Source organism: Microbispora catharanthi (genome assembly GCF_006334915.2).
GTDB classification, from domain to species: Bacteria; Actinomycetota; Actinomycetes; order Streptosporangiales; family Streptosporangiaceae; genus Microbispora; species Microbispora catharanthi.
On sequence record NZ_VDMA02000018.1, the window covers coordinates 131,556 to 152,386 of the forward strand.

Consider the following 20,831-nt stretch of genomic DNA (forward strand, 5'->3'; position numbering starts at 1 on the left):
AGCCCGCCCGTCCCGATGCCAACGCGGGCGCGGCCCCGCGGGCGGTAACCTCGAACTGTTATGGGTCCCACACGAAAGCTCCGCGTCCTCGCCGCCATGTCCGGCGGGGTCGACTCCGCGGTGGCCGCCGCCCGGATCGCCGAGGCGGGGCACGACGTGACCGGCGTCCATCTGGCGCTGTCGTCCAATCCGCAGTCCTACCGCACCGGCGCGCGCGGGTGCTGCACGCTGGAGGACGCCCGCGACGCGCGCCGGGCGGCCGACGTCATCGGCATCCCCTTCTACGTGTGGGACATGGCGGAACGGTTCCACCGTGACGTGGTCGAGGACTTCGTCAGCGAGTACGCCGCCGGGCGCACCCCCAACCCCTGCCTGCGCTGCAACGAGAAGATCAAGTTCGAGGCGGTGCTCGACCGGGCGCTCGCGCTCGGCTTCGACGCCGTCGCCACCGGCCACCACGCGCGGCTGGAGGACGGCGTGCTGCGGCGCAGCGTCGACGAGGCCAAGGACCAGTCGTACGTGCTGGGCGTGCTCACCCGCGAGCAGCTCCGGCACGCGATCTTCCCGCTGGGCGGCTCGACCAAGGCGCAGGTGCGCGAGGAGGCGGCGCGGCGCGGGCTGACCGTCGCCGACAAGCCCGACAGCCACGACATCTGCTTCATCGCCGACGGCGACACCCGGGCGTTCCTCGCCGATCGGCTGGGCGCGTCGCAGGGGCCGATCGTCGACGCGCTCACCGGCCAGGTGGTCGGCAGCCACCAGGGGGCGTACGGCTTCACGGTGGGGCAGCGCAAGGGCCTGCACATCGACCGGCCTGCCGCCGACGGCAGGCCGCGCTACGTGCTGTCGATCGAGCCGGTGTCCAACACGGTCACGGTCGGTCCCCGCACCTCACTTGAGGTCCGCAGCATCGTGGGCGAGCGGCCGGTGTGGAACGGCCCGCTGACGGAGCCGTACGAGCCGATCACCTGCACGGTCCAGTTGCGTGCCCACGGCGAGGTGTACGGCTGCCGCGCCCAGGTGTCCAGCGGCGAGCTGCACATCGAGCTCGACCGCCCGGCGACCGGCGTCGCGGCGGGCCAGGGCGCCGTCCTGTACGACGGCGACGCCGTCATCGGCTCCGCCACGATCGCCTCGGCCGTCTGAGGTCAGACCTCGACGGACTCGCCGACGGGGATCCGGCGGAAGTCGGCCTTCTGCGCCTCGGCCTCGCCGCCGAGCCAGTTGTCGACCAGCTTCAGGCCGATCTCGTTGTACAGCCCGTCGTGCGTGGAGTACGCCCGCGCGGGGCGGACGTCCCGCAGGTAGAGGATGGTGTCCGACGCCTTCAGCCACGGGCCGCCGGTCGGCACGAGCAGAGTGGGCACCTCGGCGCCCGGCGGCGTGAGCGCGTCGCCCGGGTAGAACACCTCGTCGTCCACGAGGAAGCCGACGTTCTGCACGGGCGGGACGTCGGGCAGGTTGCGGGCGTGCCACTCGCCGACCGCCCGCACGCCGAAACCGGCGGTGGTGAAGGCGTCTCCGTGGTGGACGACCTGGACCTTCGCCGGGATCCGGCCGAGCTGGTCGGCGACGGCCTGGCAGGTGAAGACCTCCATGTCCGGACTCGCGTTCTTGAGCAGATTCGCGTCCACGTGGTCGAAGTGCTCATGGGTGATGAGCACGGCGTCCGCGCCGTCCAGGAGTCCTTCACCGCTGAACGAGCCGGGGTCGATGACGAGCGTCTGCCCGTCCTTCTCCAGCCGCCAGCACGCGTGTCCGAGTTTGGTGAGTTTCATAGTCCCTAAGCTAGTGACCGTGAGCGACTATCCATGGTCCGAGGCCACGGCCAGCGGGGTGGGGTCCTACCCGGGCGAGGACCATCTGGAGGCGGTCAGGACGGCCTTCGGCGAACTGCCCATGCCCTACCTGCCGGAGCTGCCGAGCCGGGGCGTGGGCGCCGACATGATCGGCCGTACGGCGTCACTGCTGGTCGAGCTGCCCGTGGAGGTGCAGCCGTCCGGCTGGCGGCTCGCCGACCGGCCGGGACGGGACTTCAAGCGGGCCAGGGATCACCTCACCCGCGACCTCGACGGCCTGGAGGAGGTCTCCCAGGGCTACGAGGGGCCGTTCAAGATCCAGGCGTGCGGGCCGTGGACGCTCGCAGGAGCGATCGAGCTCAGGCACGGCGACAAGGTGCTCTCCGACGCGGGAGCCGTACGCGACCTGACCGAGTCGCTGGCCGAGGGGCTCGCGCAGCACGTGGCGGAGGTCCGGCGCCGGATTCCCGGAGCCGACCTCGTCGTCCAGATCGACGAGCCGGGGCTGCCCGGGGTGCTGGCGGGCACGGTGCCGACCGCGTCCGGCTTCGGGCGGCTGCCCGCCGTCGAGTCTCCGATCGCGGCCGAGCGGCTGAGGACCGTGCTCTCCGCGCTCGCGCCCGCCTTCCCGGTCGTCCACTGCTGCGCGCCGGGCGTGCCGTACGAGGTGATCCGTACGGCGGGCGCGCGGGGCGTGTCGCTGGACGCGGCGCTGCTGCGCCGCCGTGACGAGGACGAGCTGGGCGAGACGATCGAGAAGGGGCTCGCGCTGTTCCTCGGCGTCGTGCCGGGCACCGACACCCGGCTGCCGGACGTCGGGGTGGTGGCCAAGCCGGCGGTCGAGCTGTGGCGGCGCCTCGGCTTCCCGCCCGCCCGGCTCGCCGAGCAGGTCGTGCTCACCCCCGCCTGCGGCCTGGCCGGGGCCTCGCCCGCGTACGCCAAGGCGGCGCTGGCCCGGTGCCGGGAGGCGGCCCGGGTGCTGCGCGAGGACCCCGGCGAGTGAGGCCGCCGGGAGTGAGGCCGTCGGGAGTGGGGCTGCCGCGAGCGATCCAAGCGGCCTCCCAGCTCATCCCCAAGTGATTCACAAGCCTTGTCACGTATCTCTTGACGTGCTGGAAGTTCAGACGTTCAGGAGAAAGACCATGCGAAGCGCTGCGCGCCTTCTGCTCCCTCTCGCCACTGCCGGGCTGTCCGCCGCTCTGGCCGCCGGTCTCGTCGCGGCTCCCGCGGTGGCCTCGGCCTCGTCGGCGGCATCGCCCGCGTCAGCGGCCTCGGCCGCGTCGGCGGCGGAGACCTGGGAGTGGGGACCGACGGCGTCCTCCGACACCAAGGGCTGGGCGAACGGGTACGTCCGGTCGGGCTCGTCGGGCCTGCGCATCGTCGGCGACCTCTATGACGCGGGCGGGGCCAGGACCTGCTCGTGGGTGAAGATCAAGTGGCTGACCGACCGCGGGAAGTACCGCACGGCGACCTACCGCAACTGCTCCCAGTCCACCCCTCGGACGTTCACGGTGAAGGCCGGGTACATGCTGCTGGCCAAGGCGATGGTCTGCCGGGGCAGCGCGACCCGGATCACCGGCAAGTGCTCTCGCTGGGAACGCGTCTGGACCCAGGGAGGTTGACCCTCGGGCCGGTCTCTCTCCATCCACGGCGACCGGCCCGAGTACACCCGGACAAAAAGGAATGAAAGTGGGCTGCAAGCGGTCTACCGTAATTCTCGATCGCTCCTGAGACGAGGGGCCGCGCGGTCTGGAGCGGCCCTCTCGCCGAGCGGTCCGGCGGGAGCCGCCCACGTCCTCGGCGCGGCTCCCGCCCACGTCCTTCGCGAACTGTCGGTCGCCGGAGATACGGTTGCCCTGGGTGTCTGACGAGGGGAGACGGGCGACGTGACCGACAGGGCTGACGAGACTGACGGGCTCGACGGCGCCGAGTTCGACGGCACCGGGTTCGCGGATGAGGCGAACGGGCACGCGGAGGCCGTGAGTGAGGTCGAGAGTGTGACGGGCGCCGCCGAGACCGCCGGGAGCGCCACCGGAGAGGCACAGAGCGCCAGCGGAGAGGCACAGAGCGCGCCGGCCGAGGCCCGGGAGCGGCACGCCGAGCTCTCGGAGCTGCTCGAGGACGCCAACTGGCGTTACTACGTGCTCGACTCGCCCACGGTGAGCGACGCCGAGTACGACGGCTGGATGCGGGAGATCCTCGCGCTGGAGGAGGCGCATCCCGACCTGCGCACGCCGGACTCGCCCACCCAGAGAGTGGGGGCGCCGATCTCCACGGAGTTCGCCCCCGTCACCCATCTCCAGCGCATGGAGAGCCTCGACAACGCTTTCAACGACGCCGACCTCGCCGGCTGGCAGGCCAGGGCCGAGCGGCTGATCGAGGCCGACCCCGGGCCCTATCTGTGCGAGCTGAAGATCGACGGCCTGGCCGTGGCACTGGTATACGAGAAGGGCCGCCTCGTGCGGGGCGCGACCCGGGGCGACGGGCGCACCGGCGACGACATCACCCCCAACATCCGCACGCTCGACGACGTGCCGCATCGGCTCAACGGGAACGACGTGCCCGACCTGCTGGAGGTGCGCGGCGAGGTCTTCCTGCCGGTCGAGGGCTTCAAGAAGCTCAACGAGCAGCTCATGGACGCGGGCAAGCCGCCGTTCGCGAATCCGCGCAACTCGGCCGCCGGTTCGCTGCGGCAGAAGGACCCGCGCGTCACCGCGCAGCGGCCGCTGCGGATGATCGTCCACGGCGTCGGCAAGTGGGAGGGCGGCGGCCCGCCGCCGGCCACCCAGTCGGCCGTCTACGAGCGGCTGCGTGACTTCGGACTCCCGGTCAGCGACCGCTACAAGGTGGTCAAGAGCCTCGACGAGATCCGTGAGTTCGTCACCTACTACAACGACCACCGCCACGACCCGGAGTACGAGATCGACGGCGTGGTGGTCAAGGTCGACCGGATTCCGGTGCAGCGGCAGCTCGGTTCGACCAGCCGGGCTCCGCGCTGGGCCATCGCGTTCAAGTACCCGCCCGAGGAGGTCACCACCAAGCTCCTTGACATCCAGGTCGGGGTGGGGCGCACGGGCCGGGTCACACCGTTCGGCGTCATGAAGCCGGTGGTGGTGGCCGGGTCCACCGTGGAGCGTGCGACGCTGCACAACGCCTCGGAGGTCGCGCGCAAGGGCGTGCTGATCGGTGACACCGTGGTGCTGCGCAAGGCGGGCGACGTCATCCCCGAGATCGTCGGTCCGGTGGTTGACCTGCGGCAGGGCGGCGAGCGGGAGTTCGTCATGCCCACGCACTGCCCGGAATGCGGCACCGAACTGGCCTACGAGCGGGAGGGCGACGCCGACCTGCGCTGCCCGAACGCCCGCTCCTGCCCCGCGCAACTGCGTGAGCGGATCTACTTCGCGGCGGGGCGCAACGCGTTCGACATCGACGGGCTGGGCTACGTCGCGGCGACCGCGCTGACCCAGCCGCTGCCGCCGCAGGAGCCGCCGGTCCGCACGGAGGCCGACCTGTTCGACCTGACCATCGAGAAGCTGCTGCCGATCAGGTCGGTGGTCCGCGACCCCGAAAACGGCCTGCCGAAGACCGATCCGGAGACCGGCGAGCCGAAGGTCGTCTCGTTCTTCGCCAACATCTCGGGTGAGCCGAGCAAGAACGCCGAGCTGATCCTCCAGCAGTTGAAGGAGAAGAAGGACCAGCCGCTGTGGCGGGTGCTCGTGGCCCTGACGATCCGGCACGTCGGGCCGCCCACGGCCCGCGCGCTCGCCGCGGAGTTCCGCTCGATCGACGCCATCGCCAATGCCTCCGAGGAGGAGCTGGCGGCAGTGGAGGGCATCGGCCCGAGGGTCGCCGCGACCATCAAGGAATGGTTCGCGGTCGACTGGCACCAGGAGATCATCGAGAAGTGGCGGGCCGCCGGGGTCCGGATGGCCGACGAGTCGCCCGCCGACGAGGGGCCGCGCCCGCTGGAGGGGCTCACCTTCGTCGTCACTGGAACGCTGGACGACTTCAGCCGCGACGAGGCCAGTGAGGCCATCGGCGCCAGGGGCGGCAAGGTCACGTCATCGGTGTCGAAGAAGACGAGTTTCCTGGTGGTGGGGGACAACCCCGGTTCGAAGTACGACAAGGCGGTCAAGGCCGGCGTCCCGATTCTCAACGAGGAAGGCTTCCACGTCCTCCTCGACAAGGGCCCCGACGCAGCCCGCGCCGTCGCCGTCACCCCCGAGGAATGACCACGCACCCATAGCCGCCCGGCTCGCCTACGCCTGCCAGGCGGCCAGCAGGTCTTCGGGGCCCCAGTGCGCCGCGAGCGGCAGGCCGTCGTCGACACCGGATCGGGAAACGGCCACCAGCGGAGTCGTGGGGTCGGCGCCGGGTTCCCTCAGTCGCCTCGACCATACGTGGAACCAATCTGACGTAGATGTGATCTTACATTGTTAAGGGGTCGGGAGAAGAAGCGCTGGCCGCCGGCAACACCGGAACGCTCATGAGGATGGCCTCGCGCCCGGGGAACAGGAGCATCTGCACTGCTGTTCCCTCGAACGTGCCGACTTCTGTTCATCCGATACCCCAAGGCCTGGAATACGCGGCCTTCACCACCGATCCCGCCGGCGGCAACATGGCCGGGGGTGGTGCTCGACGCCGCCGGGCTGGATGAGGCGGCCATGCTCGCCATCGCCGCCGAGGTGGGCCATTCGGAGACAGCCTTCCTGAGCGAGGCTCCGGCGCGGCTCGCCGAGACGGGCCGGACGTTCACCGTCCGATATTTCAGCCCGAAGATGGAGGTGCCGTTCTGCGGGCACGCCACGGTGGCATCGGCGGTCGCGCTCGCCGAGCGGATCGGCCCGGGTGGCCTGGTCTTCGAGACGCAGGCCGGAACCGTACCGGTCGAGGTGGCGGCGGATGACGGCGGTGTGCTGTGGGCGACCCTGACCAGCGTGGAGCCGTACGTCGAGCCGGTCGGCGAGCTCGATGTGGCGCAGGCGCTCGACGCGCTGAAGTGGCGGATCGACGAGCTCGATCCCGCACTACCCCCGCGGATCGCCTTCGCGGGATCGCGCCACCTGGTCCTGGCCGCTGCCACCCGTGGCCGCCTCGCCGATCTGGACTACGACTTCTCAGGGCTGGCGCAGTACATGACCGATCGGGATCTCATCACCCTGCAACTGGTGTGGCGGGAGTCGGCGGACACCTTCCAGGTGCGTGACCCGTTCCCCGTGGGCGGAATCGTGGAGGACCCGGCCACCGGGGCCGCCGCAGCCGCTTTCGGGGCATATCTGCGGGACCTCGGCGAGGCCGGTCCCGTGGCGAGCCTGACCCTGCACCAGGGTGTCGACCTGGGACGGCCCGGTCTGCTGCGGGTGGAGCTGCGAGACGGGGATACCAGGGTCCGGGTTTCCGGCGCGGCGGTGCCTGTGCGGGTCGGAGGCTGATCCGGCTCGCGTTGACCCAACCCGCCCGCGCGAACTGCGAGACTCAGGCAAACGGGGCGACCATGAGCCTGGCGCCGGAGCCGTGGGTCCGGCCTCGCCCGCCTGACACGCCACACGAGAAAGGCGTGCCGTACGGATGGGGAGCCGTACGGCACGCCTGGACTGTGCGGTGGGGGTCAGGAGGTGGTGCAGACCAGGGGGGACGGGGTGGAGGGGGTCCCGCTGGAGCTGCCGAGGAAGCCGAACGTGGTGCTCGCGCCGGGGGCGAGGTTGCCGTTCCAGCTCAGGTTCGTGGCCGTGACGCTGCTGCTGCCGGTGAGGTTGGCGTTCCACGCCTGGGTGATGGACTGCCCACCGGGCATCGTCCACTTCACGGTCCAGTTGGTGATCGCCGAGGTGCCCGCGCTGGTCACGGTGACCTCACCCTGGAAGCCGCCGCCCCACGAGTTGACGATCTTGTAGACCGCCGTGCAGCCGCGGTCTCCGGTGAACGTCGGGGACGCGGAAGGCGACGGCGAGGCTGACGGCGAGGCGGAGGGGGACGCCGACGGCGAAGCCGAGGGGGACGGCGACGGCGAGGGCGACCAGGACGGAGACGGGGACGGGGACGGGGACGGCGAGGGGGTGTACGGTGCGGCAATCGCCAGGTCGTAGGCCCGCTGCGGCACGAACTGACCCGCGGGGGCGATGCAGCCGTCGGACTCGCCCGGAGGCTTGACCCACAGGTACGCGGCGATCGCCGAGTCGCCGGTGTTCGTGGTGCTCCAGGTGCCGGTGGCACGGCCGCTCGGGTCGCACCACTCGGTGCCGACCGGGCCGTTGCCGTTGCGGCTGGTGTCGATCACGGCCTTCAGCCAGGACACGCCGGTGGCCGCGATCACGCTCTTGGCGTAGGAGACCGCGCCGGAGGTGTACCGGTAGTTGGAGACGTTGAGCGAGATGCCGTCCGCGCTGTTGGCGACGTCGGCGCCGCGCAGCCGGTTGGCCATGTCGGAGGCGCCCACCCACGCGTCGTTGCCCGCGTCGAAGAAGACCTTGACGTTCGGGGAGGTGGCCTTGAACTTCTTGCCGGCGTACGCCATGGAGGCCTGGACCTCGGCCTGCTGCGAGGAGTTCATGCAGTTCGGCATGATCGCCAGGGCGTCGGGCTCCAGGACGATGTAGGCGGGCCGCCCGCCGAGGCCCGCGGCCACCTGGTCGATCCAGGCGCGGTAGGAGGCGTGGTCGGGAGCACCGCCCGCGCTCGCGCCACCGCAGTCGCGGTTCGGCATCTCGTACACGACCATGATCGGGATCTTGCCGGCCGACGCGGCGGCGCCCACGTACGCGTCGACCTGGCTGCGCACGGTCGAGGGGTTGTAGCTGGCGAACCAGCGGCCCTGCGGGACGGCGGCGATGCGGTCCCTGATCACGGGGGCTTTGCTGTCACCGGGGTTGGCGGCCACCCACTTGGCCGCGTTGGTCGTCGGGTCGACGTAGAAGGCGGAGTCGGCGGCCTGCGCGGCGGAGGAGGTGAGCACGGACGCTCCCACCGCGGCCGTGGCGACCGCTGTGAGCACAGCCGCCGTCAATCTGCGAGACATGGAAATACTCCGTCCGGTAATGTGGGAGCGCTCCCACAGGTCTCTCGGATGGTAGGGAGCCGATGGCAGTCCAAGAAGGGGCGCTGGGGGTTTGTCTGGACGGCCAACCTAATAGGCGCAGGCGGGCGGGGGAGTGGACCTGTGGAGCAGTTGAAACTTTCACCGCAACTCCGGTCAGACCGTGATATCTCCAGAAATCATGGTGACGGAGTGTGCCCAAGCGGTTTCGCGAAGTGGCCCAGAGGCCGTACCCTCCCATAGTGACCTCTTGGGGGGTTTCTTACCGATGACGCTTTCACGCGGTCTCATGCCGCTCGCCGGGGTGCCACGCGTCCTCCTGCCCGCCGTCGACCTGGGCGAGATGTTCACGCCCGTCGACACCCGGGACACCGGACCGCGTCCCGGCTCGCCCCTGTGGGCCTACCTCACGGCGGTCACCGCCGTCGGCGTCGCCGCGCTGGTGATCGCGCAGGTACGGCTCGGCTTCGGCGAGCTGGGCGAGGTGGCCCGCACTCCGCTGTTCTGGATGCTGACCGTCCTGGTGGTGCTGGGCGAGCTGCGCCCGGTCATGTTCAGCTCCTCGACGCTGGTCGGGGGCACGCCGACCTCCACGATGTTCACTTTCGCCGTGCTGATGTACCAGGGCCTGCCGACCGCGGTGCTGATGCAGGCGGTCGCCGTGGTGGTCAGCGGCCTGGTGCGTCGCAGGGCCTGGCACCGGGTGCTGTTCAACCTCGCCCAGGTGACCCTGGCCTGCACGGCGGCCGCGGGGGCCTTCGCCGCGTTCGGCGCGCATCCGGCGCCTCGCGTGCCCTGGACGCCCGACGGCGAGGACATCCCCGCCATCGCGCTGGCCGCGGCGGCGTACTTCGCCGTCCGCGCGATCCTGGTCTGCCAGGCGGTGGCGCTGCACGAGCGCCGGCCGCTGACCCGGGTCATGAAGGCGTCGATCGGCCCGCAGTCCCTCGTCTACGGAGCGCTGCTCGGACTCGCGCCGCTCGTCGTGGTCGTGATGGCGCACTCCACGGCCCTGGTGCCCCTGTTCGTCGCGCCGCTGACCGCGGTCTACTTCACCGCGACGCTCTCGCTGCGCCGCGACCACCAGGCCACCCATGACGGGCTCACCGGCCTGCCGAACCGCAAGATGCTCATCCTGCGCACCGAGGAGGCCCTGGCCGAGGCGCGCGAGCACGAGCGGGTGGGGCTGCTCCTGCTCGACCTCGACCGCTTCAAGGAGGTCAACGACACGCTCGGCCACCCGGTCGGCGACCGGCTGCTGCAGATCGTGGCCCACCGGCTCACCCACAGCGTGCGGCCCGGCGACGTGGTGGCCCGCCTCGGCGGGGACGAGTTCGCGGTGCTGCTGCCGTCGATCAGGGACGCCCAGGCGGCCAAGGAGGTCGCCTCGCGGCTGCGGGTCGCGCTGACCGAGCCGGTACGCCTCGAGGGCATGACCTTCGACCTCGACGCGTCGATCGGCATCGCGCTCTATCCGGACCACGCGCCGGACTTCGAGCTGCTCATGCAACGCTCCGACGTGGCGATGTATCTGGCCAAGGAGGGCCGCACCGGCGTCGAGTTCTACCTGCCGGGCAAGGACCGCAACTCGCCGGAACGGCTGAGCCTGCTCGGCGACCTGCGCCGGGCGATCGACGCCGACGAGCTGGAGCTCCACTATCAGCCCAAGGTGAGCCTGGAGGACGGCAGGGTCGAGAGCATCGAGGCGCTGCTGCGCTGGTGGCACCCGGTGCGCGGGCCGATCTCGCCCGCCGAGTTCATCCCGCTCGCCGAGCAGTCATACCTGATGCGCGAGCTCACCCAGCACGTCATCGGCCACGCGCTGCGGCAGGCGGCCCGCTGGTGGCACGCGGGCGTCGACGTGCCGGTCTCGGTCAACGTGTCGGCCCGCGACCTGCTGGATTCGAGCCTGCCCGAGCAACTGGAGTCCGGGCTGGAGAAGCTGGACCTGCCTCCCGAGGCCATCCGTCTGGAGGTCACCGAGCGCATCCTCATGACCGACCAGGCCTACAGCGCCGACACGATCCGCACCCTGGCCGGACTCGGCATCCAGCTGGCCCTGGACGATTTCGGCACCGGCTACTCCTCGCTGGTCCGCCTCCAGCGGCTTCCGGTCTCCGAGGTCAAGATCGACGCGTCGTTCGTACGGCGGCTCGGGGAGTCGCCGGACGACGAGCGGATCGTCCGCTCGATCATCGACCTCGTGCGGTCCCTCGGGCTGAGGTCGGTCGCCGAGGGGGTCGAGTCGCCCGAGGTCGCGACGCTGCTGCGGGAGATGGGCTGCCATGCGGGCCAGGGATGGTGGCTGGCCAAGCCCATGCCCGCGAGCGAGGCGACCACCTGGTTGCGCGGCCGGCTCGGCGCGGCCTTCCTGGACCGCGAGAGCGTCGGGGGCGGTCTCGCGCCGCACTGACCCGTCACAGATGGCGGCGGCGCATTAAGACCATGTGACGCGGTGTCGTCGGGTCGGCCCCGCTCGGCGGCGAGCCCTAGGATGGGTAGGTCCAATCTCCATCATGAAACGGGTTCGACGACTCATGTCCGCCATAACCCGCGATGAGGTCGCTCACCTCGCCCGGCTGTCCCGGCTGGCACTGGCCGACGACGAGCTCGACCACTTCGCCGCCCAGCTCGACCAGATCGTCGGCGCCGTCGCCCGCGTCGCGGAGGTGGCCGCCGACGACATTCCGCCGTCCTCGCACGCGCTTCCGCTGACCAACGTGTTCCGGCCCGACGACGTACGGCCCGGTCTCACGCCCGAAGGCGCCCTGTCCGGCGCGCCCGCCGTGGAGGACGACCGCTTCCGCGTGCCGCGGATCCTCGGGGAGGAAGAATGAGCTTGATTCGCAAGACCGCCGCCGAACTCGGCGCGCTGGTCGCCTCCCGAGAGGTCACCGCCGTCGAGGTCGCCCAGGCCCACCTCGACCGGATCGCCGAGGTCGACGGCCAGGTCAACGCCTTCCTGCACGTGGACGCGGAGTCCGCGCTGGCGCAGGCCCGCGCGATCGACGAGCGCATCGCCGCCGGTGAGACGCTCGGCCCGCTTGCCGGGGTGCCGATCGCGCACAAGGACGTGTTCACCACGACCGGCATGCCGACGACCGCCGGCTCGAAGATCCTCGAAGGCTGGCTCCCGCCGTACGACGCGACCGTGACCCGCCGCCTGCGCGAGGCCGGCCTGGTGATCCTCGGCAAGACCAACCTGGACGAGTTCGCCATGGGGTCGTCCACGGAGAACTCGGCGTACGGCGCGACGCACAACCCCTGGGACCTGTCCCGGATTCCCGGTGGTTCTTCCGGCGGTTCGTCGGCCGCGGTGTCCGCCTACGAGGCGCCGCTGTCCACCGGCACCGACACCGGCGGCTCGATCCGCCAGCCCGCCGCGGTGACCGGCATCGTCGGCATGAAGCCGACCTACGGCGGCTCGTCCCGCTACGGGCTGATCGCGTTCGCGTCCTCGCTCGACACGCCGGGTCCTTTCGCCCGCAACGTGCTCGACGCGGCGCTGCTGCACGAGGCGTTCTCCGGTCACGACCCGCTCGACTCGACCTCGATCGACGCGCCGGTCCCGCCGGTCGTCGAGGCCGCGCGGCACGCCGACGTGGCGGGCATGCGGGTCGGCGTGGTCAAGGAGTTCGGCGGGGAGGGCTACCAGCCCGGCGTCCTCGCCCGCTTCAACGAGGCCGTCGAACTGCTGGAGTCGCTCGGGGCCAAGGTCGTCGAGGTCTCCTGCCCGACCTTCTCCTACGCGCTGCCCGCGTACTACCTGATCGCGCCGTCGGAGTGCTCGTCCAACCTGGCCCGCTTCGACGCCATGCGGTACGGCCTGCGCGTCGGCGACGACGGCACCCGCAGCGCCGAGGAGGTCATGGCCCTGACCCGGGCGGCCGGCTTCGGCCCGGAGGTCAAGCGGCGCATCATGCTCGGCACGTACGCCCTGTCGTCCGGCTACTACGACGCCTACTACGGGCAGGCCCAGAAGGTCCGCACGCTGATCATGCGTGACTTCGAGGCGGCCTTCCAGCAGGTGGACGTGCTGGTCTCGCCGACCACGCCGACCACCGCGTTCCCGATCGGGGAGCGGGCCGACGACCCGATGGCGATGTACCTCGCCGACCTGTGCACGATCCCGACCAACCTGGCCGGCAACGCGGCGATCTCGGTGCCGTGCGGCCTGGCAGACGAGGACGGCCTGCCGGTCGGACTGCAGGTCATGGCCCCGGTCCTGGCCGACGACCGCTGCTATCGGGTCGGCGCCGCCGTGGAGAAGGCCTTCGAGAGCCGGTGGGGCGGCCCGCTGCTGTCCCGCGCGCCCGCGCTCTAGTCGCCGAAGGGAGGGGAACGGCGGCATGATCACCCGCATCGAGATCGACGGCTTCAAGTCCTTCCTGGACTTCCAGCTCGACGTCCCGCCGTTCCTCGCCGTCATCGGCAGAAACGCCAGCGGGAAGTCCAACCTGCTCGACGCGCTGATGTTCGCGGTGGCGGTGGCCCGTGGGGATCGGCTGGTCGATGCCGTCACTGCGGCCCGGGGCGACGCCGCGTCGCTCTTCCACCGGAGGACGGACGGCACGGCGGTAGAGCGGATGCGCTTCGCGCTGGAGTTCTCGCTGTCTCGGGCGGATCTGGACGCCCGGGTGCCCGAGGAGGAGACAGAGCGCCTTCCGACCTCATGGCGGTACGAGACCGAGTTGCGTCTCATGCCACGGGGTAAGCGTGAGGTGCTGCAGGTAGTGGAGGAGAGCTTCTCTCCGCTCGCCTCCCGGGGATATCCAGGTCTCAAGCACTTCCCGCCCCCGGTGATGCGGATGGCCAAGGGAGTCGATCTTCTTCGCATCCCTGACCGTGCGCTTCCTCATGCGGGTGAGAACCGTGACTGGGTGCCCGGGTTGGTGTGCGCCGATGAGCTCGATTCGGTGGCGGTGCTCCGGCTGGAGCCGACGGAACTGGCCCGGCCCAGTCCTCTCGGGCACGAGGTGGGCCTGTCTCCGGCGGGGGCGGGCTTGGCCGGCTATCTCCAAGGCATCGTGGAGGCGACGGCGAGCGACGCGCGTCCCGAGGGCGTGCTTCCGCTCATCAAGGCCAGGCTCACGCGGATGGTCAGGGAGGTCACGGACTTCGATCTCGTCACTGACCCGCTGCGCGGTGACGTCCGGCTGCGGTTCATGTCACGGCATAATGCCGGTTTCGAGGCCGAGCAGGCCTCCGACGGCACGCTTCGCCTCCTGGCGATGCTCGCGGTGCTCTACGACCCCCGTCGGAGAGGGCTTCTCGCGATCGAGGAGCCTGAGAACGGCGTTTTCCCGGAACGGCTGCGCGATCTCATCCGGATAGCGCGGGACGAGACGCGCGAGCGCGACTGGCTGCGGGCCTGGCGCGATCCAGACGACAGTGTCCGTGGCGCCCAGGTGCTCGTGACCAGCCACTCGCCGGTGCTGCTCGACGTCGTCCCCCGGAACGAGGTCGTCTTCCTGGAAAGTGCGACCCGCGTGGGTGGCGGTGTCGCCTCCAGCGCCGTGACCCGGTCTCGCCGCCTCGACGCGGATACGCAGCGACCCTCGACAGTGATAGCCGCCGCCGAGGAGGTACGCGGGACCTTCGACGTTCTGCTCTTCCACCGTGACGGCGCTCCGCCGGCGAAGTCGGAGGAGGTGCTCCGGCGGATGCGGGACGCCTGGCGGGAGTCAGCTGCGAGCGAGCAGCTTGTCGCCGTCGTGCCGCTACGCGAGACCGAGGCGTGGGCTCTCTCGGACCTCGAAGCGCTGCGCCGCGTGCTCGCACTGCCTCCCCGGGTGATGAACGAGCTCGCCGCCGACATGCGGGGGACAGTCGAGCAGCTTCAGGACCCGAAGAATCATCTGGCCAAGTTCATAGGCGAGGCCTTGGGCGCGCCGAGGCCGAACCAGCACACGGAGTTCCAGCAGGACTTCCTGGACCGGCTGGCAGAACAGATAGAGATCGGCAGACTGCGGAAGTTGCCTGCTTTCGCCTGCTGGTGGACCGATATGACCAACGCACTGGAGAATCTAGGTTTCCGTTATGGCTGATACCGCGACGCTCATGCCGTACGACGAGGCGCTGGAGCGCTTCGAGCCGGTGCTGGGGCTGGAGACGCACGTCGAGCTGGGCACCGCATCGAAGATGTTCTGCGGCTGCCCGACGGCCTTCGGCGCCCCGCCGAACACGCAGGTCTGCCCGGTGTGCCTGGCGTTGCCCGGCTCGCTGCCGGTGGCCAACGAGAAGGCGATCGAGTCGACGATCCGGATCGGCCTCGCGCTGAACTGCACCATCGCGGAGTGGTGCAGGATGGCCCGGAAGAACTACTTCTATCCGGACATGCCGAAGAACTACCAGATCAGCCAGTACGACGAGCCGCTGTGCACGGACGGCTACCTGGACGTCGAGGTGGACGGGAAGACCGTCCGCGTGGAGATCGAGCGGGTGCACCTGGAGGAGGACACCGGCAAGTCCACCCACGTCGGAGGCGCGACCGGGCGGATCCACGGCGCCGACTACTCGATCGTCGACTACAACCGGGCCGGCATCCCGCTCGTCGAGATCGTGACCAAGCCGATCGCGGGCACCGACCGGCTCGCCCCGGAGGTCGCCCGCGCGTACGTCACCGAGCTGCGCGAGGTGATGCGCTCGCTCGGCGTGTCCGACGTGCGGATGGAGCAGGGCTCGCTGCGCTGCGACGTGAACGTCTCGCTGATGCCGCGCGGCTCGGCCGAGTGGGGCACCCGTACGGAGACCAAGAACGTCAACTCGCTGCGCAGCGTCGAGCGGGCGGTCCGCGGGGAGATCGAGCGTCAGGCGGCCATCCTCGCCGAGGGCGGCCGGATCGTGCAGGAGACCCGCCACTTCCACGAGGACACCGGGCAGACGACCTCCGGGCGGTCGAAGGAGGAGGCGCAGGACTACCGCTACTTCCCCGAGCCCGACCTGCTGCCGATCGCGCCCGACCCGGCCTGGGTCGAGTCGCTGAAGGCGGCGCTGCCCGAGCTTCCTTCGGCGCGGCGCAAGCGGCTCCAGGAGGAGTGGGGCGTGTCCGACCTGGACATGGCCGCGATGCACAACGCCGACGCGATCGACCTGGTCGAGGCGACGGTGGCCGCGGGCGCTCCCGCCGCCGACGCGCGCAAGTGGTGGATGGGCGAGCTGGCCCGGCGGGCCAACGAGTCGGCCACGGTGCTCGCCGACCTGCCCATCACCCCGGCGCAGGTCGCCCGGGTGACCGAGCTGGTCGCCTCCGGCGCGCTGAACGACAAGCTGGCCCGCCAGGTGCTGGAGGGCGTGCTCGCCGGTGAGGGCGGCCCGGACGAGGTCGTGGAGAAGCGCGGTCTCCAGGTGGTCAGTGACGAGGGCGAGCTTTCGGCGATCATCGACCAGGTGCTGGCGGACAACGCCGACGCCGCGGAGAAGGTGCGCGGCGGGAAGATCGCTGCCGTGGGCGCGCTGGTCGGCGGCGTCATGAAGGCCAGCCGGGGCAAGGCGGACGCGGGCCGGGCCCGTGAGCTGATCCTGGAGAAGCTCGGCGTCCAGGGCTGAGGGAGTCCTGACCAACGCCGCCTCGCCGTGAGAATCCGCTGAGGCGCCGTCAAGGGCCACCCGCAGCAGGGCGTGAGACGGCCGGCCACGGTTCCGCGTGGCCGGCCGTCGGCCTGTGCCGGCCGGATCACCTCCCTCGTGAGCGCGGAAGGTGTTACTTCGGGACATATCCAGCAGAGGGTGTTTTAGGGTTAACTGATCGTTGTTGACCTTGAGCTGGAGGAGACCGGGGCGTGCGCAACGCCGGAGCGTCCGTCGATCCGCCCACGGATCCGTCCGGGGCGGCGTCCGCTCCTCCGCGTAAACACCCGGTGCGCGGCGTCAGCTCGCTGCCTCGCGGGGTCTCGGCCCTCCCCCGGGGGGTGTCGGCCGACATCTTCGCCGAACCTCCCGCTCCCGCCGCTCCGGCCGCCAAGCCGTCCGGTAACGGAAACCTCCCGCCGCCGGCTCCGCCGGTCGAGCCGTGGCGGGTCCCGGAGCGCCCGGCGCGCGAGGAACCCGCCGTCGTCCCGCCGCCGGACCTCGAACTGCTGGACCCCGTTCCCCAGAGCCGTACGCTCCGCCGTGCGCTGATCGGTCTGGCGGCGTTGCTCCTGGTGCTCTATCTCGTGCCGGCCGTCTCCATGGCGGGGAAGGTCCTTCCCGGCACCACGGTGCTCGGTGTGGACATCGGCGGACAGGGCAGGACCGAGGCCGTCGCCACGTTGCGCGAACGGCTGTATGCCCAGGCCAGGACGCCGATGATCGTACGGCAGGGCGCGCGGCGGCTGACCGTGGACCCGCAGCAGGCCGGTCTGATGCTCGACGCCGAGGCCACGGTCCGCGCCGCGCCGGGAGGCTTCCCCAGCCCGCCGGAGGTGTGGAGCGCGCTGACCGGCAGCCACGAGGTGAAGCCCGTCGTGTCGGTGGACCGCCGCAAACTCGACGAGGCGGTGGCCAGGGTCGTCGCCGCGCCACTGGAGCGCCCGGGGCGCGAGGGCGACGTCACGTTCGACGGGGTCACCCCGATCCCGAGGTATCCACGGGTGGGCCGCGTCATCGACAGGAGAGCGACGGCCGACCAGCTCGTCAGGGGGTATCTCGACCCGGAGGCCGTCATCGTGGTGCCCACGATGCGGGATCTGCCGCACATCACCCGTGCCGAGGTGCGGCGCGCCCTGCGCTGGGCGAGACGTGCGGTGGCCGCGCCGCTCACGCTGACCAACGGGACCCTCGCCGTCAGCCTGTCGCCGGCCACGCTGGCGCGGCACCTGACGTTCGCGCCCGAAGGAGCGGTCCTGCGGCCGCGTTTCGACGCCGAGGCGGCGGTCGCCGGCGTCGAGCCCGCGCTGGTGGGCTCCGCGCGGGCGGCCCGCGACGCCGCTTTCACGATCAAGGACGGCCGGCCGGTCCTGGTGCCCGGCAGGCCGGGCGACCGGGTGGACACCGACCGCCTCGCCGCCGACGTGCTGACCGCCCTCGATGGCGGCGGCCGTACGGTGGCCGTGTCGGTCGTGAACGGGCCGCCGCGGATCACCGACGACGCGGCGCAGCGGATGGGGGTCCGGGAGGAGGTCGGCCGTTTCACCACCTCCTACGCCTGCTGCCCCCAGAGCGCGGGCAACATCCGCACGGCCGCCGCGCTCCTCGACGGCCGCCTGGTGGAACCGGGGGAGACGTTCTCGTTCAACGAGGTCGTCGGCCCGCGCACCGCGGCCGCGGGCTTCGACGGCATCGGCCCCACCATGATCCACGGCCGGGCCGGCACGGAGGCGGCCGGGACGGCCCAGGTCGCGACCACCCTGATGAACGCCGTGATCCGCGCCGGGCTTCGGGTCGCCGAGCACACGCCGCCCGAGGTCCACGCCTCTCACCTGCCGATCGGCACCGAGGCCGCCGTGTCCTTCCCCGGCCCCGACCTGCGCTGGAGGAACGACTCGCCGTACGGCGTGCTCGTCCAGGCGTCCGCCACCGGCACCTCGCTGACCGTGACGCTGTGGAGCACCAAGCGGTACGACGTGGACCTGCAGGGGCCTGTCGTCGGTCAGCAGGTCTGGCTGCCCGCCGTGACCGGTCACGGGTCCGGCTGCGTGGCGACGCAGGGGCAGCCCGGTTTCACCGCCGCGGTGACGCGGGTGCTGCGGCAGGACGGCGAGGTGGTCTCCCGGCAGACCTTCCGCACCTCCTACCGCGCCCAGGCCGAGGTCGTCTGCCGCTGATCAGAAGGCGCTGATCAGGAGGCGCTGATCAGGAGGCGCTGATCAGGAGGGCCGCACCACCAGGATCCGGTCGTCGCCGTCCCTGGGGGATCCGCGCCCGTCCCGGTTGCTGGTGCTCACCCACAGCGTGCCGTCCGGCGCGGCGGCCACCGCGCGCAGCCTGCCGTACTCGCCCGTGTACAGCGCGGCGGGACGGCCGACGCGGCCCGAGGCGTCCACCGGCACGCGCCAGAGGCGCTCGCCGCGCAGCGCCGCGGCCCACAGCGCCCCCCGGGCGTACGCGAGGCCGGACGGCGACGCCTCGGCGGTCGACCAGGTGAGCAGCGGGTCGGTGTATCCGGGCCGGCCGCCCACCCCCTCGACCTCCGGCCAGCCGTAGTTGCGGCCCTTCTCGATGAGGTTGATCTCGTCGTAGGTGTTCTGGCCGAACTCGGTGGCGTACATGTGCCCCCGGTCGTCCCAGGCCAGGCCCTGCACGTTGCGGTGCCCGTAGGTCCACACGAGGGTGCCGAAGGGGTTGCCCGGGGCGGGCCGGCCGTCCGCCGTCATGCGCAGGATCTTGCCGCCCAGCGAGCTCCTGTCCTGGGCCATGCCGCGTTCGCCGGTCTCCCCGGTCGAGGCGTACAGGTAGCCGTCCGGGCCGAAGGCGAGGCGGCCCCCGTTGTGGATGGCCCCCTTCGGGATGCCGCTGACGATCACCCGGCGGTCGGAGAGCCGCCCGTCGTAGCGATAGCGGACGATCCGGTTGTCGTTCTGGGCGGTGAAGTAGACGAAGACGAAGTGGTCGGCGGCGTAGCGGGGCGAGACGGCCACGCCGAGCAGGCCGCCCTCGCCGCTCGCGGACACCCCCTCGATCACGCCGGCCTCGTGGACCTGGCCGCGCGGTGTGACCCGCAGCAGCCGCGCCGACTCGCGCTCGGTCACCAGTGCGTCGCCGCCGGGCAGGAACGCGATCGCCCAGGGCACCGTAAGACCGGTGACCAGTGTGCGGGGCGCGGCCGGAGTGACATTCGTCTCACCGTCGCCCGTGGCGGCGCCCGGAGTCGTGCCCCCAGCCCCAGCCGCAGTGCCACCCGCGGTGGCGCCCGTGACGTCGCTCGCGGCGGGCGGCGGCGGGGGAGTCCTGCCCCCGCCCTCCTCACCCGGCGCGCATGCCACCGTCGCCGTCAGAAGGGCCGCCCCCAGAAGCGCCGCGCCCACGCCGTGCCTGTTCGCCATCCCCGATGACCTCCTCACGTACCCATACTCGCTGGCGGGGGTGATGGTTCCCTAGGTTGTTCTCGTGAAGATCTGGGTCGCATCACAGGACATCGCCGACGCACTCACGGAGCTTCCCGAAGGGCTCCCGGCCCTCGACTGCGCCGTGTACGACGGGAGGACGCCACCGCCCGGCCCGCCCGAGGAAGTGGAGATCTGGGTGCCTCCGCTGGTCCCGGTGCCGGACATCCCCGGGCTTCTGGGCCGCATGACCAGCCTCCGCCTGCTGCAGACCGTCACGGCGGGGGTCGAGCCCTACCTGCCGCACGTGCCGCCGAAGGCGGTCCTGTGCAACGCGCGGGGCGTCCACGACGCGGGCACGGCCGAGTGGGCGGTGGGCGCGATGATCGCGATGCTGCGGGAGTTCCCCGGCTTCGCGGCCGCCCAGGCCAGACGCGAGTGGACCTACCACCACACCGGCGTCCTCGCCGACTCCACCGTGCTGATCGTCGGGTACGGCTCGATCGGCGAGGCGCTCGAACGGCGTCTGGCCGGATTCGAGGTGGACATCGTCCGGGTGGCGCGCACGGCCAGGGACAACGTCCACGGCCAGGACGAACTGCCCGCGCTGCTGCCCGCCGCGGACGTGGTCGTGCTGCTGGTGCCCGCCACGACGGGAACGGCCGGTCTCGTGGACGCCGAGTTCCTCGCCCGGATGAAGGACGGCGCGCTGCTGGTGAACGCCGCGCGCGGGTCGGTCGTGGACGCCGGCGCGCTGCTGGCCGAGTTGAGGGCGGGCAGGCTGCGGGCCGCGCTCGACGTCACCCCCGTCGAACCGCTGCCGTCCGATCACCCGCTCTGGACCGCGCCGGGGGTCTTCATCACCCCGCACATCGCCGGCAGCACGCCCGCGTCCGTACGGCGTACGCGGAGGCTGGTGCGGGAACAGGTGATCCGTCATCTGACGGGCCGTCCACTCGATAACATGATCACCGGGCATTACTGACCGCTCCATTAAGGATTCCGGAACGTGGCTGCCTCGTGACCTGGGGTGCG

The 20,831-nt window shown here is 71.4% G+C and carries 15 protein-coding genes; 12 read left to right on the forward strand and 3 right to left on the reverse strand.

Annotation, left to right across the window (positions count from 1 at the left end; translation table 11 throughout):
* Positions 1 to 60: 60 nt before the first annotated feature.
* Positions 61 to 1,146: a tRNA 2-thiouridine(34) synthase MnmA gene (gene mnmA / locus FH610_RS29825; RefSeq protein ID WP_139578352.1), complete on the forward strand. Its 1,086-nt coding sequence runs from the start codon at positions 61 to 63 to the stop codon at positions 1,144 to 1,146.
* A gap of 2 nt (positions 1,147 to 1,148) precedes the next feature.
* Here the strand turns inward: mnmA and FH610_RS29830 are convergent, their stop codons facing one another.
* Positions 1,149 to 1,778, reverse strand: coding sequence for an MBL fold metallo-hydrolase (locus tag FH610_RS29830; protein ID WP_139578353.1), 630 nt, complete (start codon positions 1,776 to 1,778; stop codon positions 1,149 to 1,151).
* Positions 1,779 to 1,797: 19 nt separating this feature from the next.
* Between FH610_RS29830 and FH610_RS29835 the strand changes: the two genes are divergently transcribed.
* The 4 genes from FH610_RS29835 (at position 1,798) to FH610_RS29850 (ending at position 7,231) form a co-directional block, all read left to right on the forward strand.
* Entirely contained in the window at positions 1,798 to 2,802 is a 1,005-nt protein-coding gene (locus FH610_RS29835) for a methionine synthase (RefSeq protein WP_240809274.1), read from the forward strand.
* Positions 2,803 to 2,941: 139 nt separating this feature from the next.
* Positions 2,942 to 3,421 carry a hypothetical protein gene (locus FH610_RS29840; protein WP_139578355.1) on the forward strand — a complete coding sequence of 160 codons (480 nt, stop codon included), beginning with the start codon at positions 2,942 to 2,944 and terminating at the stop codon, positions 3,419 to 3,421.
* Between the two features lie 264 nt (positions 3,422 to 3,685).
* Entirely contained in the window at positions 3,686 to 6,031 is a 2,346-nt protein-coding gene (ligA, locus tag FH610_RS29845; RefSeq protein ID WP_276607713.1) for an NAD-dependent DNA ligase LigA, read from the forward strand.
* Between the two features lie 396 nt (positions 6,032 to 6,427).
* Positions 6,428 to 7,231, forward strand: coding sequence for a PhzF family phenazine biosynthesis protein (locus tag FH610_RS29850; protein ID WP_240809275.1), 804 nt, complete (start codon positions 6,428 to 6,430; stop codon positions 7,229 to 7,231).
* Positions 7,232 to 7,407: 176 nt separating this feature from the next.
* Here the strand turns inward: FH610_RS29850 and FH610_RS29855 are convergent, their stop codons facing one another.
* The gene (locus FH610_RS29855; protein WP_139578356.1) at positions 7,408 to 8,814 is read right to left on the reverse strand and encodes a glycoside hydrolase family 6 protein; all 1,407 of its coding nucleotides are present in this window, start codon (positions 8,812 to 8,814) and stop codon (positions 7,408 to 7,410) included.
* Positions 8,815 to 9,175: 361 nt separating this feature from the next.
* Between FH610_RS29855 and FH610_RS29860 the strand changes: the two genes are divergently transcribed.
* From FH610_RS29860 to FH610_RS29885, 6 genes are all read left to right on the forward strand, one after another.
* Entirely contained in the window at positions 9,176 to 11,245 is a 2,070-nt protein-coding gene (locus FH610_RS29860) for a putative bifunctional diguanylate cyclase/phosphodiesterase (RefSeq protein WP_139578410.1), read from the forward strand.
* A 124-nt stretch (positions 11,246 to 11,369) separates the two neighbouring features.
* The gene (gene gatC / locus FH610_RS29865) at positions 11,370 to 11,669 is read left to right on the forward strand and encodes an Asp-tRNA(Asn)/Glu-tRNA(Gln) amidotransferase subunit GatC (RefSeq protein WP_030506108.1); all 300 of its coding nucleotides are present in this window, start codon (positions 11,370 to 11,372) and stop codon (positions 11,667 to 11,669) included.
* The gene (gatA, locus tag FH610_RS29870) at positions 11,666 to 13,156 is read left to right on the forward strand and encodes an Asp-tRNA(Asn)/Glu-tRNA(Gln) amidotransferase subunit GatA (protein ID WP_139578357.1); all 1,491 of its coding nucleotides are present in this window, start codon (positions 11,666 to 11,668) and stop codon (positions 13,154 to 13,156) included. The genes gatC and gatA overlap by 4 nt, the downstream gene beginning before the upstream one ends.
* 25 nt (positions 13,157 to 13,181) lie before the next feature.
* On the forward strand, positions 13,182 to 14,879 hold the full coding sequence (locus FH610_RS29875; protein WP_139578358.1) for a DUF4276 family protein: 1,698 nt from the start codon (positions 13,182 to 13,184) through the stop codon (positions 14,877 to 14,879).
* Positions 14,872 to 16,380, forward strand: a complete 1,509-nt coding sequence (gene gatB, locus FH610_RS29880; RefSeq protein WP_139578359.1) for an Asp-tRNA(Asn)/Glu-tRNA(Gln) amidotransferase subunit GatB — start codon at positions 14,872 to 14,874, stop codon at positions 16,378 to 16,380. Before FH610_RS29875 ends, gatB begins: the two co-directional genes overlap by 8 nt.
* Positions 16,381 to 16,613: 233 nt before the next feature.
* Entirely contained in the window at positions 16,614 to 18,578 is a 1,965-nt protein-coding gene (locus tag FH610_RS29885) for a VanW family protein (protein ID WP_139578360.1), read from the forward strand.
* A gap of 42 nt (positions 18,579 to 18,620) precedes the next feature.
* Here FH610_RS29885 and FH610_RS29890 read toward each other — a convergent pair whose 3' ends face one another.
* Positions 18,621 to 19,796, reverse strand: a complete 1,176-nt coding sequence (locus FH610_RS29890; protein WP_139578361.1) for a PQQ-dependent sugar dehydrogenase — start codon at positions 19,794 to 19,796, stop codon at positions 18,621 to 18,623.
* A gap of 64 nt (positions 19,797 to 19,860) precedes the next feature.
* Between FH610_RS29890 and FH610_RS29895 the strand changes: the two genes are divergently transcribed.
* On the forward strand, positions 19,861 to 20,781 hold the full coding sequence (locus FH610_RS29895; protein WP_139578362.1) for a 2-hydroxyacid dehydrogenase: 921 nt from the start codon (positions 19,861 to 19,863) through the stop codon (positions 20,779 to 20,781).
* Positions 20,782 to 20,831 lie beyond the last annotated feature (50 nt).

What these genes read in the sequence shown, in the direction of transcription:
- mnmA (WP_139578352.1), top strand. Translation starts at nt 61, where the DNA reads ATGGGTCCCACACGAAAGCTCCGCGTCCTCGCCGCCATGTCCGGCGGG.
- FH610_RS29830 (WP_139578353.1), bottom strand. Translation starts at nt 1,778, where the DNA reads ATGAAACTCACCAAACTCGGACACGCGTGCTGGCGGCTGGAGAAGGAC.
- FH610_RS29840 (WP_139578355.1), top strand. Translation starts at nt 2,942, where the DNA reads ATGCGAAGCGCTGCGCGCCTTCTGCTCCCTCTCGCCACTGCCGGGCTG.
- FH610_RS29855 (WP_139578356.1), bottom strand. Translation starts at nt 8,814, where the DNA reads ATGTCTCGCAGATTGACGGCGGCTGTGCTCACAGCGGTCGCCACGGCC.
- FH610_RS29860 (WP_139578410.1), top strand. Translation starts at nt 9,176, where the DNA reads ATGTTCACGCCCGTCGACACCCGGGACACCGGACCGCGTCCCGGCTCG.
- gatC (WP_030506108.1), top strand. Translation starts at nt 11,370, where the DNA reads ATGTCCGCCATAACCCGCGATGAGGTCGCTCACCTCGCCCGGCTGTCC.
- gatA (WP_139578357.1), top strand. Translation starts at nt 11,666, where the DNA reads ATGAGCTTGATTCGCAAGACCGCCGCCGAACTCGGCGCGCTGGTCGCC.
- FH610_RS29875 (WP_139578358.1), top strand. Translation starts at nt 13,182, where the DNA reads ATGATCACCCGCATCGAGATCGACGGCTTCAAGTCCTTCCTGGACTTC.
- gatB (WP_139578359.1), top strand. Translation starts at nt 14,872, where the DNA reads ATGGCTGATACCGCGACGCTCATGCCGTACGACGAGGCGCTGGAGCGC.
- FH610_RS29890 (WP_139578361.1), bottom strand. Translation starts at nt 19,796, where the DNA reads ATGGCGAACAGGCACGGCGTGGGCGCGGCGCTTCTGGGGGCGGCCCTT.